This is a genomic window from Roseomonas fluvialis (genome assembly GCF_022846615.1).
Taxonomy (GTDB): Bacteria; Pseudomonadota; Alphaproteobacteria; order Acetobacterales; family Acetobacteraceae; genus Neoroseomonas; species Neoroseomonas fluvialis.
On record NZ_AP025637.1, the window covers coordinates 4,061,303 to 4,073,772 of the forward strand.

Sequence of the window (12,470 nt, forward strand, 5' to 3'; positions counted from 1 at the left end):
CGCCGTGCGCTCCCGGATCGTGCAGTGCACGATCCGCGTCGCTTCCGGTGGTGATGCGGCGCGCCGCTACCTGATCGCGAAGAACGACTTCAGCCGCGCCAGGATGTCCTCGCGCGTCGGCGCCGCCGGCACGGCGCGGGTGCTGCCGGGCGGGGCGCGGTTGCGCGCCTGGCGCGCCGCCATGATGGCCGTTAGACCCTCGAGCAGCGCCGGGCGCGCGCGCAGTACCGGGTCGATATCCTCGCGCGTCAGCCGGAACGCCAGCGCGTCGGTCACCGCCAGGATGGTCGCGCTGCGCGGCTGGCCGGTCAGCAGCGACATCTCGCCGAACACCGCGCCGGGATGCAGGCGGTCGACCGGCACCTCCGTCCCGTTCACGTCCGGGATGCGCACCTCGAGCACGCCCTCGGCCAGCAGGAACAGGCTGTCACCCTGCTCGCCGCGGCGCATCACCACGTCGCGCGGCGCCAGCACCACTTCGGCCATCGCGCGCGCCAGGCCCTCGCGTTCCTCGGCGGTGAAGGGGCGGAACAGGTCGATGCTGCCCAGCAGCAGCTCGGGCGAGGCCGGGGCGGGCGGCTGCCAGGTGCGGCCGGGGCCCACCTCGCGCCCGGGCCGGGCGAATTCCATGCCTGCGCGCTGCAGCGCCGCTTGCGCCGCGCCCGCCACGGCGTCGCGCCAGCGCATCTCGGCCCCGTAGTCCGGTACATGGAAGCGCACCGCGTACATCGCCTGGCCCTGCGCGACATCCACCAGCACCACGTCGGGGTCGAAGTCGGGCTGCGCGCGCCCGGCCTCCATCGCCGCCCCCAGCAGCAGGCGCCGCGCGCGCGCCGCCGGCACCGTGGCATCGACCGGCACCATCACCTGCGCGCGGTAGCGCCCAGCCGCACCCGACCCGTAGACCGCGATGCGATGCCCCGCGATCAGCGAATTGGGCACCACCACCGCGACGCCGTCGCGCGTCACCAGCCGCGTCGATCGCCAGGAGATGCCGGTGACGCGGCCTGCGCAGCCCTCGGTCGCCTCGATCCAGTCGCCGATGGCGTAGGGCGATTCCATGCCCAGCGCGATGCCCGAGAAGATGTCCCCCAGCGTGTTGCGCAGCGCGAAGCCCAGCACCGCGATCAGCACGGATGACGTCGCGATCAGCCCGGTCGCCGGCAATTCGAAGACCAGCTGCGTGACCACCACCGCGGCGGCGAGGAACAGCGCGGCGCCGATCAGGTCGCTCAGCAGCTTCGGGTGATGCGCCAGCAGCAATGCGGCGAGCCGCGCCGCGGTCCAGGCGACGCACAGCCAGAAGCCGGTGCCGGCGGCAAGGCGCAGCGTCGCCCATGCGCCGTCGGCGGGCAGCAGCACATGCGGCACCAGCATGGCGCAGGCCAGCGCAAAGGGCGGCATCAGCCGATGGAACGGGATGCGGGTCAGTCGTGGTTCCCCTGCGCGTCTTGGCGATGGCCCGGTGCGCGATGCTAGAGCAGCCGCCGGCCGAGCGAAACCGCCCCGCCTGATGCCGCCGCGCCGGCTTTCTCACGGGCTCGACGCCCGCGTTCTCCGGCGGGCTCGACGCACGCCTTCTCTCGCAGGCTCGACGTCCGCCGCAATTCGCGCGATGCCTGCGCCACAGCACCACGCCGGAGCCGCGCACATGTCCACGCCCAATCCCCGCATCCCCTTCCGGCTCGAGGGTGACAGCGCGGCGCTCGCGCCCTTCCGCGGCAAGCGCGTGGTGGTGAACGTTGCGGTGAACGTGGAGTATTGGCCCTTCGACCAACCCATGCCGCGCGCCATCCTGCCGCCGCCGCACGGCATCCGCGCCGTACCGGACGTGCCCAACTTCACCTGGGTGGAATACGGGCTGCGGGTGGGGATGAAGCGGCTGCTCGACCTGTGCGCGGCCCTGGGCATCCGCGCGTCGAACCTGTCGAACGCGCAGATCTGCACGCATTACCCGCGCCTGGCGGAAGCGATGCTGGCCGCAAACTGGGAGTTCGTCGGCCACGGCCTGTACCAGAAGGCGCTCGCGACGGTGGAGGACGACGAGGCCTGGGTGCGCGAGAGCCTGTCGATCATGCGCGGCTTTTCGGGCCAGCCCGTGCGCGCCTGGCTCGGCCCGGGACTCAGCGAGAAGGACACCACGCCCGAACTGCTGCGCCGACACGGCATTGACCTGCTGCACGACTGGCTGGTGGATGACGAGCCGGTGTGGATGAGCACCGCCGATGGCCCGATGGTCGCGCTGCCCTATACGGTCGAACTGAACGACGTGCCGGTCTATGTGGTGGCGAACCAGGCGTCGTCGGCCCTGGCGGACCGCATCCGCGACACCCTGGCCTTCTGGTCGCGCAGCGGCTTCGACCGCACACGCGTGATGACGATCGCGCTGCACCCGCATGTGATCGGCGTGGCGCACCGAATGGAAAGCTTCGCCGCCGTGATGGCGGAGCTCGCGCGGCATCCCGAGGTTGTCTTTGCGACATCAAGCGAGATCGGCGACTGGTTCACGGCGCAGCGGGCCGCGCCTGGCGCCTAGGCGCCCCGGCGAATTCAGAGATGCGAACCGCCATCGACCAGGATCGTCGAGCCCGTCGTCAGCCTGAGGTGCGTCACGGCGGCCAGCACGGCGATTGCCACTTCGTCCGGCTGACAGATGGTCTTCAGCGGACTCTGCGCGATGTGGCGAAGGAAGCCCTCCTGCGTGCGCCCTGGAATGAAGTCGGTATCGACGCCGGCCGGCGCGATCCCGATGATCCGGATATGCGGGGCGAGGGCCCGCGCCAGCGATTTCCCCATCGTGTCGAGCGCAGCCTTGGACGCGGCATAGGGCACGCTGCTGCCCTGCCCGCGCAGCGCGGCGAAGGAGGAGATGTTGACCACGACGGCGTCGCCACCGCGGCGCAGCAGCGGCAGGAACGCCCGGATGGTGGCGAAGGGGCCGCGAACATTGGTGACCAGGATGCGATCGAAGGTCTCGTCATCCATGGCATCGAGATCGCCATGAGGCACGGCGCGCGTCGTGCCGGCTGCGTTCACCAGCACGTCGACGCGGCCGAAGCGCTGCTCGATCTGGCCGGCCGCGGTGCGCAGCGCCGCGCTGTCGGTCGCCGGCCGGAAGATCGGCAGGTGCCCGCTTCCGGGCAGACGTCCCGCGAGGGCCTCGGCTCGATCCTGGCCGGTGTTGTAGCCGATGACGAGGCGCGCACCATGTTCGGCGAGCCGCCGTACGGTCGCCGCGCCGATGCCGCTGCTGCCGCCCGTGACGACGGCAATGCGTCCTTCGAGGGCGTAGGGCCCGAGATTTCCCGGCCTCAGATCACTCATCACGCGGCTCCTCCAACCTGCCGCGCAGCATTTCCTGCCCGCGCGCGGGGGCGCAGAATCTTTCCGGCCAGCGCGAGGCACCGCGCGAGCGAAGCAGTGCAGGCCACGGCCTCGTCCGCGCCGCCCGCGTGGGGTCTCAGTCCAACAAGACGGATCGCGCTGCGCGCGGTCCGAGAGCGCTAGGCGCGACCGTGCCCAACCTGCCCGCTGTACCCGGCGCAGCGTGGACGAGCCAAACCGGCTGCTGCCGGCGCCGGCGCTCGCGGCAAGCTAATCCAGCGTGACGTTCGCTTCCCGCGTCAGCCGCTCGAGCAGCGCCCGCTGCTCCGTCACGTATGCCGAAAAATCCGCCCGGGCGCTGCCCACCGGCACCATGCCGATCTGGCGCAACCTGTCCTGCGTGGCGGGGACCGCCAACGCGGCGCGCGCCACCTGGTTCATCCGGTCGAGGATCGGCGCCGGCGTGCCGGCCGGGGCGAAGATGCCGCCCCATTCGATCCACTCATAGCCGGCCATCCCGGCCTCCTGCAGGGTCGGCAGCGCGGGCAGCTGCGGCATGCGCGCCTGCGTCGTCACCGCAAGACCCTTCAGCCGCCCCTCCTGCGCGAGCAGCGAGGAGGACGCCGCAGTGCCCATGTGGAACTGCACCGTGCCGGACAGCAGCGCCTGAACCGCCGGCCCGCCGCCGCGGAAGGGCACGTGCGTCGCCTCCCACCCCGCGCGCTGCAGGAACAGCACCGCCGCGTAGTGGGAGGAGGAGCCGTTCCCGGCGCTGGCATAGGTCAGCTGCTGCCCCGCCGCGGCCCTCGCGCGGCCGAGCGCGAGGAACTCCTGGATGGTATTCGCCGGCACCGACGGGTGCGCCACCAGGATCAGCGGCACCGAGGTCAGCTGCGTCACCGGTTCGAAGGCGGTCGCGTAGTTAAAGGGGAGATTGCGCACCAGATGGGGTGCGGCGGAATGCGACGACGCGTCGAACAGGAATGTCGTCCCGTCCGGTGCGGCGCTCGCGACGGCCGAGGCCGCGATGGTGCCGGTCGCACCCGGCCGGTTCTCGATCACCAGCGGCTGGCCCAGCGCCTCCTGCATGGCGGGCGCGATCAGGCGCGTGACGGTGTCGATGGCCCCACCCGGCGGGAACGACACGATCACGCGGATCGGCCGGCTGGGCCAAGGCGCCTGGGCCAAGGCAGGGGCCGGCAGCGCGGCCGCGGCGGCGGTCAGCAGCAGGGCACGGCGCGGGGGCGCGAAACTCATGCAGAAGTCTCCCGAAAGGGCCGGTCTGGCGCCGGCGATGCACCGGCTACGATATGGTCTGCGCCGCGGCGGCGCCAGGGCGGCACGTCTTTAAGGAATATTTAGCCCCGTACTAAGAATTTTATCTTGATCTTAGGACTGATCGGCGATACAAAGGGTAGGCCAGCGCAACGGTTTGCTCCGAACCCGCTGGACGGCAGGGTTCCCCAGCCCCGTCGTACAGGACTGACCACCCAACACCCCACGCGGCGACCCTGGCTGCCGCTTCCTCTCCCAACGGCCCCCCGGGCCAGCCCGACGAAAGGTCCCCCCCGATGTCCAACACCCAGACCCAGACCCAGTCCCCCGCCACCCTCCCGGCCCTGCCGGCGCTTCCCGGGGCCACCGCGCTGCCCGCGCTGCGCCTGGGCGGCCTGTCGCCGCTGTTTCCGCCGGCCTGCGTCGCCGATGCCGGCACGCTGCGCATGGGCGGCCTCTCCCCGGTCTTCGCCCGCGGCTGATGCCGCCCGCCCGGCCTGCCGCGCGCGGCAGGCCGGGTGCCTTCGCTTCCCATGCCCGGACTCGCCGCCATGACCGATGCCGAACCGCTGATCCGCTTCCACCAGGTCACCCCCGGCGGGCGTGCGCCCCAGCGGGCGGATCGCGCCGCCGGCGGCACCCTGCCGACCCGCGCCTTCCGCTACTGCGAGTCCGCCACCACCGCGTCGGGCTTCGGCTGGCTGGTGTTCCCGCCGATCGGCCTGGCGCTGGTCTGGGACGGCAGCGAGATCCACTGGACCTGGGACGGTGCCGATGCCTGGCACCCGCTCTCGGTCGCGCAATTCCCCGGCTTCCGGGACCAGTTCGATGGCGCGGCGCCCGAGGGCGTGCGCGGTTTTTCCCCGCCCCTGGTCGGTGCCCTGCCCGAACCGGGACTGGTGAACCTGTGGTCAGGGCTGTTCGCACGCTCGCGCCCCGGCTGGAGCCTGCTGGTCCGCCCGCCGGTCAACCTGCCCCGCCAGCCGGGCTTCGAGGTCTATGAAGGCCTGGTCGAGGCCGACCGCTGGTTCGGCCCGCTCTTTGTGAACCTGCGGCTGACCCGCACCCATGCGCCGGTGCGCTTCGACCCCGACCTGCCGATCTTCCAGGTCCAGCCCATCCCGCGGGACGCCTATGACGATGCCGCGCTGAACGCCTTTCCGGTGGCCGAGGGCCTCGGCGCCATGACGCCTTCCGACTGGGCCGACTACGAACGCTCGGTCGTCGCCCCGCGGCGCGGCGGCCAATGCCCGCTCGGCCGCCATGCCACCGAGGTCCGCCGCCGCCGCCGCAGCGCCGTCGCCTGAATGACAGAAAATGCGCGGATCGCGCAGCGATCCGGGAGCGCGCATGCGCGAGCGCGCCCAAACCATCCGCCGCGCCACGGCATCAGCCCACGGCGCGAAGGCAAGCGGCCCGGACGGGCCGCGCCCGCCGACTGAGGGCGCACAAAACATTCCGCGCCGCAGGGGGGTGGACCCTGCGGCGCGGCTCCCGGGCTCCGGACCAGGGCCGCCCCACCGGCCCCGCGCCATGCCCGTTCCCGGGGTTCGGCTGCGGCTCAGTCCATCAGGCCAAGGCCGCGCAAGGAGGCCGGCGCACCGGCACCGACGACGACGTGGTCGCGCAATTCCAGTTCGATCACGCGCGCCGCACCGGCCACGCGCTGGGCGAACAGCACGTCGGTCGCGAGCGCCGTCGGGTCGCCCTCCGGCGCGTGGCGCAGTAGGATCACCGACACGGCGTTCACCGCCACCGCCCGGCGCAGCACCCGTGCCGCCGCGCCGTCATCGGCCGCGCCCATCGCTTCCTCCGAGATCACGCGGTCGCGTGAATCGAGGAAGATCGCCCGCAGCCCCGGCGGCATCGCGCCCGCGGCGCGCAGATGCGCCAGGATGGCGGGCAGGCCGCGCAGCACCGGGCGCTCGGGCGGCTGCAGTGCACCCAGATGGCGCGCCGCGGCGGCCAGGCCCTTCAGCGTCGCCGCCCCCGCCTCGCCCAGCGGGCCGAGGGCCGCGAGTTCCCCCTCCGATGCCGCGAGCGTCCCGGCCAGGCCGCCGAAGCGCCGCAGCGCAGCCTCCGAAGCTTCCGCCGCCTCGATCCAGCCGAGGCAGGGGGCGAGCACGCCGAACAGCACCTCGTGCTCGGTCGCGTCGATGGCGGGTGCGGCGGCACGCGGCGCGGCGGCAGGCCGTGCGCGGCGGCGCGGCGGCGATGCCGGGTGCAGGGCCGGCGGCGGGACCTGCGGCGTGCCGATCTCGACCAGGTTCACGACGGGGGTGTCCTTCATGAAAAGCAACCAATGCGCGGAAATCAGTCTTGATCTTTCGCCGTTTCGTGCATGAGGGTACGGCGTCGGTCGGCGTCGGAAATGCGTCGGCGCGGCACGCACTGGAGAGGTTCCCGTCATTGCATAGCGTCGGCCCCGCGCCGCCTTTGGCCGACCTGACCGCCCCACCGGCGCCGCTGCGCCTGCGCCTGGGCGATACGCTCCAGGTGCTGGCCGCCGACGGGTCGTCCCTGCTGCCGGGGGGCGCGCGGCCGCGGGCGTTGCTCGCGTTGCTGGCGCTCGCACCGGGCCATGTGATGCCGCGCCGGCTGGTCGCTGGGCTGCTCTGGAGCGGGGCTGAGCTGCGCCAGGGGCTGGCCCGGCTGCGCGACGTGCTGCACGACCTGCGCCATGGCCTGCTGGCCGGCGATCTCGACCCTTTCGGCGCCGACGCCTCCTCGCTCTGGCTTCGGGCCGACCGGGTGGCGGTGGAACACGCCCCGCGCACCGAGGGCTGGCCGCTGCTGCCCGAACTGCGCGGCATCGACCCGCAGCTCGATGACTGGCTGTCACGCGCCGAGACCGGCGCCGCCCCGCCCGGCGCGACCGAACCCCGCGCGCCGGACCGTGGCGGCCCCGCGGCGCGGCGCCCGTCGGTGCTGGTCATGCCGGTGCGCAACCTGGCCGGGTCGCGCGTGGGCCACCTCGATGCCGCGGTCAACGATGCGGTGCTGGCCGCGCTGTCGGCGCTGCGCTCGGTCGCGGTGGTTGTCGAGGTGCCTGGCCGCCCTGTGCCGGCGGCCGACTACCTGCTGACCGGGAACATCCATTTGTCCGAAAACCAGCCCCAGGCGGTGCTGCGCTTCGTCGATGCGGCCGGCGGCGGCGCGGTGCTGTGGTCCCTCGCCGCCGCGCCGGACGCCGCGCGCCCGGCCGCCTTCGCCGAGGAAGTGGCGGCACTGGCCTGCGCGCGGATCGAACACGAGGTCCTGCTGCTCGAGGCCGAGCGCGCCGCGCTGGTGCCGCTGAACGAGGCCACCGCGCAGGAGATGGTCCTGCGCGTGCTGCCCGACATCTACCGGCTGGAACGCGACGCCTTCCTGCGCGCGGGCAAGATCCTCGGCATGGCGGTCAGGCGGGACCCGCGCCTGGCGGCCGCGCAGGCCTGGCTGGCCTACTGGAACATCCTGCTGGTCGGCCAGGGCTGGGCAACGCAGGAACGCGAGGTGCTGGCAGCGGCGGCGGCGGCGGCCGAACAGGCCGTGCTGCTCGACCCCAAGGATGCGCGCGGACTGGCCATCGCAGGCCATGCGCGCGGCTTCCTGCACCACCAGGTGCCCGACGCGCTGTCGCTGTGCCGCCAGGCGCTGGCGATCAATCCGTCGCTGCCGGCGGCCTGGACCTTCTCGGGCATGGCGCATGCGTATTCGGGCGAACTCGAGACCGGGCGGCGGCATCTTCTGCGCGCGCTGCAATTGCTGCCGCGCAACCCGCACGCCTTCTTCACCGAGGCCGGGCTCGCCACCGTCGAGATGCTGCTCGGCAATCACGAGGCCGCGGCCGAGATGGCCCGCGCCGTGCTGCAGATGCAGCCGCGCTTCACCGCCGCACTTCGCGCACGCATCGCAGCCCTGGGGCATCTGGGGCGCGAGGGCGAGGCCCGCCCGGCGGTGCGCGCGCTGCTCGAGATCGACCCGGGCTTCACGCTGCAACGCTTCCGCCGCGCGGCCCCCTATGTGCGGCGCCGCGACATCGACCATTTCCTGCGGGGCTTGCGCCTGGCGGGCGTTGCCTGACAATCCTGCGGCAAGCGGCCACGAGGCCGCCAAGACCACGCTTCGCCGGAGACAACCAGATGTCGCTTCACCGACGCACCCTGCTGGCCGGGGGCGCTGCCCTCGCGACCGCGCCCGCCCTGGCGCAGGGCAACCCCCACGCCCATCACGGCGGCCAGTTCGAACGCCTGGCCCAGCCCGGGCGGATGGGCCTGCCGGACCTCGCGCAGCAGCATGCTGTGACGGACAGCCCCGCGCCGCGCGCCGCGCGGCAGGGGGCCTGGCGGGCGCTGTCGCCGCTGCCCATCCCGCGCACGGAAATGGCCTGGGCGGTGGAATATCGCGGCCGCATGCACCTGATCGGCGGCTACGCCGAACAGCGCGTCGACCGCCCCTACCACCACGCCTACGACCCGCGCACCGACCGCTGGGACGAACTGGCGCAACTGCCACGCGGCGCCAACCATGTGGGTGTGGCGACGCTGGGCGACCGGATCTACGCCTTCGGTGGGTTCCTCGAGCAGAACCGCACGCCGCATGACGGCGCCTTCGCCTTCGACGGCACGCGCTGGCACACCCTGCGCCGCCTGCCCGAGGCCTGCGGCGCGATGGCCTGCATCGCGCTCGATGGGAAGATCCACATCATCGGCGGCGCCATCGGCTCCGACAATCGCCGGTCGATCGACTGGCACCTGGTGTACGACCCGCAGACCGACCGCTATGCGCGCCGCCAGCCCATGCCGGTCGGGCGCGACCACACCGGCATCGTGGTGGTGGCCGGTGCGATCCACATCATCGGCGGGCGGATCGACACCTTCCACACCAATTCCAACCTGCACCACAGCTACGACCCGCGCACCGACGACTGGACCTTCCGCACGCCCATCCCGACCGCGCGGTCGGGTCAGGGCTGCGTCTGGTACCGCGACCGCATCTTCTGCATGGGCGGCGAGGGCACCAACCGCGTCTATGGCCAGAACGAGGCCTTCAACCCCGCCACCAATGCCTGGGAAGCCTATGCCCCCATGCTCACGCCGCGGCACGGCATGGGCGCGGTGGTGATCGGCGACGGCATCTATGTCGCCGGCGGAGGCCCGCAGATGGGCGGCGGGGTGAAAAGCGCGATCAACGAGGCCTTCACCCTGGCCTGAGGCGCTGCGCGGGGTTGCGGCGCGCGCCGCGACCCCGCACGCACCACCGCAGGACAACGCGCACCTCATCGGCCACGGCGCCGGCGCACCGGCACGGCATCACCCGCCGCGCCGCCGCTGCGCCCGCTCTCCGCCCCAGCCGGCGCGCTGGATGCGCCGGCGCAGCACCTCGACCGCCAGCCCCTCGGGGTTGCCCAACCGCGCCGCGAGTTCCCCGAAGCGCGCCGACTGCAGGGCCAGCCCGCCCAGGCTGCCATCGGTGTGGCTGCCCACACCGTGCAGCAGCATCGGGGCCGCGCCACCATCCACGCGCTCCAGCAGCATGGCGCGCCCGCCCAGGCTCTCGGCCAGGCGCTTGTCCAGCGCCGCATCGCCGCTGTCGAAGGCCCCGGGCGCTGCGAGGTCGACCATCGCCACCACGCGCCAGCTGCCGGTCGGCGCCGCCCCGCCCGCCTGGCCGGGCAGCGCCGACGGATTGCCCAGCGCCTGCGACAACGCGGCGCGCGGCGCCCATTCCGCGGCCACCGGGCCGAACAGCGCCACGCCGCCGCTGTCGAGCCGCAGCCGCGGCGCCTCCTGGCCCGCCGGCGCCTCGACCACGATGCGCGTGCCCGCATCGCGCACCCAGTCGCCGCCGCTCGCACGGTGCAGCGCGCGCCAGGCGAAAAACACCAGCACCATGGCGCCCAGCAGGAACAGCGTGCCCAGGATCATCGCGCGGCCGCCGGCGGCTTGGCGCTGGAGGGCGCTTGGGTGGGCTCGGCGCGGGCGGGCGCGGGCGGCAGGCTGCGGGCGGCCTCGATCGCCTCGATCCGGCTGGTCACGGTGGGGCCGGGGCGCGCCGCGGCCGTCGGCGCCCAGTAGCGCGGCGGCAGGGTCGTCTCGGGCAATGCGGCCGCGCGCGCCGCGGCGTCGACGAAGGCGCGGTCGGTCTCGGCAGCGTTCCAGCGCCCCACCGCGATCATCATCCCGGCCAGCAGCACCAGCACCGAGGCCGCGAGCAGGAACAGCCGCGCACGCACCTGAAGCGGGTTCATCGCGCAAGCCCTCCGCCTGCGGCGAAGGCATCGGCGGCGCGGATCGCCTCGGCCCCGCCGGCCAGCAGCCCGGCCACCAGCCCTGGCAGCGCCCGGGCCAGCGGAAGCCGCGCGGCATCGTCCGGCGCGGCATTCCAGGCGCGCGTCGCGGCCTCGATCACCAGGCCGGCGGCGGCCTTTTCGGAAGCCGGCATTCGCACGCTGGCGCGCGCCAGTTCATTGAGCAGGGCCGGCACCACCGCGAGGCGCAGCGCGTCGCGCGCCGCCGCGGGCAAGGCGGCGGGGGCGACCGCAGCGACGTCAGGCTTCGCCCGCCCGCCGCCCAGCAGCCAGGCATCGATGCCGCGACGCCCCCCGAACAGCGCCGCGATGGCCCCGAGCACCGGCGGCGCCAGCGTGAACCACACCCAGAACGCCGCCCCATACGGCGGCACCAGCAGCCCGACCAGCAGCCAGGCCAGTCCGGCCGCGAGCATGGCGAAGACCACGCGGCGTTGCCCGTCGCTCATGAGCGTGTCGCCCGGCGCACCCTCGGGCTCCTGCCGCTGCAGGCTGCCGCGGGCGCGGGTAACGGCATCGGGTGCGGCCATGCTCAGCCCCCCGACGAATAGGCGCGGCCGGTGGACCCGAAGCCCGCGCGCGTGATGGTGGAGGTCGGCCGCGACACGCTGGAGCCGGTCAGCCGCGACCCGGTCGTGCCGGCATAGGTGCCCATGCGGTTCGCCTGGCCGAGGGTGCGGGCGCCGCTGTCCCAGGCACGCAGCGGCCCGGTGCCGACCGCCGGCCGGTAGGACGCCGTGGGCTGGCGGTCGGCCGACCAGGTCCAGCCCTGGTAGCGCGGGCCGATGCCGCTGCCATAGCGCTGCACCCAGAAGGAATTGTAGCCGCCCCAGCTGCTGCGCGGCGTCGAGGTGCCCGGCTGCGCCGCGACGGCGGCGGCGGCGAGCAGCGCGGCGGGCGGGATCTCGACCTCGGCGCAGGTCGACCAAGTCGCCTGGCAGGATTCCTGTGTCGCGAAGCGCGTCGGCAGCGGCAGGTCGAAGCGCTCGCAGCCCTGCCATTCGGCGTTGCAGAGCGCTTCCTCGGGATAGACCGGCGCGAGCCGATAGTAGGCCAGCGAGACCGGCAGCGGCGCGCGCGCCGTGGCCGTATAGTCGAGGTTGGCGACCGCGCGCGGCGGCGCCTGGACCGCGACGCCCGACGCCCCCGCCGGGTTCGCCTCGGGCAACGCCCAGGCGGTGCCGTCGCGGTCGCGCACCACCGGCTGCACGGCGGTCATCTGCCCCGGCACGCGTGACCAGCCGACGAGTGCCGGGCGCCAGGCGGGCGGCTGGGTGCCGAGCGTCTCGCCCTCGCAGGCGTCGCGGCCGAACAGCGTCTCGCAGGCGTTCACGGTGGTGAAGCGCGGGCGGGTCTCGGCCTGCTCGCGCGCCAGCACGCCCTCGAGCCGGTCGCAGCGCGCCGGGTCCTCGCCGAGCCGCCGATGCGCGGTGCGGCAGGCTTCGAGCCGCGCCGCCGCGGCACCCGGCAGGTCGCCGGGCGGGGCCTCGTCGCAAGCCGTGGCGCCGAGGCCGAGCGTCACCAGCGCGGCGGCGCGCACGGTGCGGGAGCGGCGGGGGCTCGGTGGCTGCGCCATGGC

At 73.8% G+C, this 12,470-nt stretch carries 13 protein-coding genes; 5 read left to right on the top strand and 8 right to left on the bottom strand.

Annotated features, from left to right (window positions below; translation table 11 throughout):
- Positions 1-66: 66 nt before the first annotated feature.
- Complete coding sequence (locus MWM08_RS19515; protein WP_244408183.1) at positions 67-1,404, bottom strand: mechanosensitive ion channel family protein; 1,338 nt, start codon at positions 1,402-1,404, stop codon at positions 67-69.
- 247 nt (positions 1,405-1,651) lie between these two features.
- On the opposite strand from MWM08_RS19515, the gene MWM08_RS19520 reads away from it, so the two are divergent.
- Positions 1,652-2,536 carry a polysaccharide deacetylase family protein gene (locus MWM08_RS19520; protein WP_244408184.1) on the top strand — a complete coding sequence of 295 codons (885 nt, stop codon included), beginning with the start codon at positions 1,652-1,654 and terminating at the stop codon, positions 2,534-2,536.
- 14 nt (positions 2,537-2,550) lie between these two features.
- Here MWM08_RS19520 and MWM08_RS19525 read toward each other — a convergent pair whose 3' ends face one another.
- Positions 2,551-3,324 (bottom strand): SDR family NAD(P)-dependent oxidoreductase, encoded by a 774-nt coding sequence (locus MWM08_RS19525; RefSeq protein WP_244408185.1) that lies wholly within the window; start codon positions 3,322-3,324, stop codon positions 2,551-2,553.
- A gap of 270 nt (positions 3,325-3,594) precedes the next feature.
- A complete protein-coding gene (locus MWM08_RS19530; RefSeq protein WP_244408186.1) occupies positions 3,595-4,581 on the bottom strand; it encodes a Bug family tripartite tricarboxylate transporter substrate binding protein in 987 nt (328 codons plus the stop codon).
- Between the two features lie 314 nt (positions 4,582-4,895).
- On the opposite strand from MWM08_RS19530, the gene MWM08_RS19535 reads away from it, so the two are divergent.
- Both MWM08_RS19535 and MWM08_RS19540 read left to right on the top strand, forming a co-directional pair.
- Positions 4,896-5,081, top strand: a complete 186-nt coding sequence (locus MWM08_RS19535) for a hypothetical protein (protein ID WP_244408187.1) — start codon at positions 4,896-4,898, stop codon at positions 5,079-5,081.
- 69 nt (positions 5,082-5,150) lie between these two features.
- Positions 5,151-5,906, top strand: a complete 756-nt coding sequence (locus MWM08_RS19540) for a DUF6065 family protein (RefSeq protein ID WP_244408188.1) — start codon at positions 5,151-5,153, stop codon at positions 5,904-5,906.
- Between the two features lie 254 nt (positions 5,907-6,160).
- Here MWM08_RS19540 and MWM08_RS19545 read toward each other — a convergent pair whose 3' ends face one another.
- Positions 6,161-6,889 (bottom strand): JAB domain-containing protein, encoded by a 729-nt coding sequence (locus MWM08_RS19545; protein ID WP_244408189.1) that lies wholly within the window; start codon positions 6,887-6,889, stop codon positions 6,161-6,163.
- Positions 6,890-6,918: 29 nt separating this feature from the next.
- Here MWM08_RS19545 and MWM08_RS19550 point away from each other — a divergent pair, with 29 nt between their 5' ends.
- Together MWM08_RS19550 and MWM08_RS19555 are read left to right on the top strand one after the other, a co-directional pair.
- Positions 6,919-8,664: a hypothetical protein gene (locus tag MWM08_RS19550; protein WP_244408190.1), complete on the top strand. Its 1,746-nt coding sequence runs from the start codon at positions 6,919-6,921 to the stop codon at positions 8,662-8,664.
- A 59-nt stretch (positions 8,665-8,723) separates the two neighbouring features.
- Positions 8,724-9,794: a Kelch repeat-containing protein gene (locus tag MWM08_RS19555; protein WP_244408191.1), complete on the top strand. Its 1,071-nt coding sequence runs from the start codon at positions 8,724-8,726 to the stop codon at positions 9,792-9,794.
- 99 nt (positions 9,795-9,893) lie between these two features.
- Here the strand turns inward: MWM08_RS19555 and MWM08_RS19560 are convergent, their stop codons facing one another.
- From MWM08_RS19560 to MWM08_RS19575, 4 genes are read right to left on the bottom strand one after another with little or no spacing between them, the layout of a single operon-like run.
- Positions 9,894-10,508, bottom strand: a complete 615-nt coding sequence (locus MWM08_RS19560; RefSeq protein ID WP_244408192.1) for a hypothetical protein — start codon at positions 10,506-10,508, stop codon at positions 9,894-9,896.
- Positions 10,505-10,831: a hypothetical protein gene (locus MWM08_RS19565; protein ID WP_244408193.1), complete on the bottom strand. Its 327-nt coding sequence runs from the start codon at positions 10,829-10,831 to the stop codon at positions 10,505-10,507. Before MWM08_RS19565 ends, MWM08_RS19560 begins: the two co-directional genes overlap by 4 nt.
- Entirely contained in the window at positions 10,828-11,421 is a 594-nt protein-coding gene (locus tag MWM08_RS19570; RefSeq protein WP_244408194.1) for a hypothetical protein, read from the bottom strand. The genes MWM08_RS19565 and MWM08_RS19570 overlap by 4 nt, the downstream gene beginning before the upstream one ends.
- A 2-nt stretch (positions 11,422-11,423) precedes the next feature.
- Positions 11,424-12,467, bottom strand: coding sequence for a DUF1190 domain-containing protein (locus MWM08_RS19575; RefSeq protein ID WP_244408195.1), 1,044 nt, complete (start codon positions 12,465-12,467; stop codon positions 11,424-11,426).
- Between the last annotated feature and the right edge of the window lie 3 nt (positions 12,468-12,470).

What these genes read in the sequence shown, in the direction of transcription:
- MWM08_RS19515 (WP_244408183.1), bottom strand. Translation starts at nt 1,404, where the DNA reads ATGCCGCCCTTTGCGCTGGCCTGCGCCATGCTGGTGCCGCATGTGCTG.
- MWM08_RS19520 (WP_244408184.1), top strand. Translation starts at nt 1,652, where the DNA reads ATGTCCACGCCCAATCCCCGCATCCCCTTCCGGCTCGAGGGTGACAGC.
- MWM08_RS19525 (WP_244408185.1), bottom strand. Translation starts at nt 3,324, where the DNA reads ATGAGTGATCTGAGGCCGGGAAATCTCGGGCCCTACGCCCTCGAAGGA.
- MWM08_RS19530 (WP_244408186.1), bottom strand. Translation starts at nt 4,581, where the DNA reads ATGAGTTTCGCGCCCCCGCGCCGTGCCCTGCTGCTGACCGCCGCCGCG.
- MWM08_RS19535 (WP_244408187.1), top strand. Translation starts at nt 4,896, where the DNA reads ATGTCCAACACCCAGACCCAGACCCAGTCCCCCGCCACCCTCCCGGCC.
- MWM08_RS19540 (WP_244408188.1), top strand. Translation starts at nt 5,151, where the DNA reads ATGACCGATGCCGAACCGCTGATCCGCTTCCACCAGGTCACCCCCGGC.
- MWM08_RS19545 (WP_244408189.1), bottom strand. Translation starts at nt 6,889, where the DNA reads ATGAAGGACACCCCCGTCGTGAACCTGGTCGAGATCGGCACGCCGCAG.
- MWM08_RS19555 (WP_244408191.1), top strand. Translation starts at nt 8,724, where the DNA reads ATGTCGCTTCACCGACGCACCCTGCTGGCCGGGGGCGCTGCCCTCGCG.
- MWM08_RS19560 (WP_244408192.1), bottom strand. Translation starts at nt 10,508, where the DNA reads ATGATCCTGGGCACGCTGTTCCTGCTGGGCGCCATGGTGCTGGTGTTT.
- MWM08_RS19565 (WP_244408193.1), bottom strand. Translation starts at nt 10,831, where the DNA reads ATGAACCCGCTTCAGGTGCGTGCGCGGCTGTTCCTGCTCGCGGCCTCG.
- MWM08_RS19570 (WP_244408194.1), bottom strand. Translation starts at nt 11,421, where the DNA reads ATGGCCGCACCCGATGCCGTTACCCGCGCCCGCGGCAGCCTGCAGCGG.
- MWM08_RS19575 (WP_244408195.1), bottom strand. Translation starts at nt 12,467, where the DNA reads ATGGCGCAGCCACCGAGCCCCCGCCGCTCCCGCACCGTGCGCGCCGCC.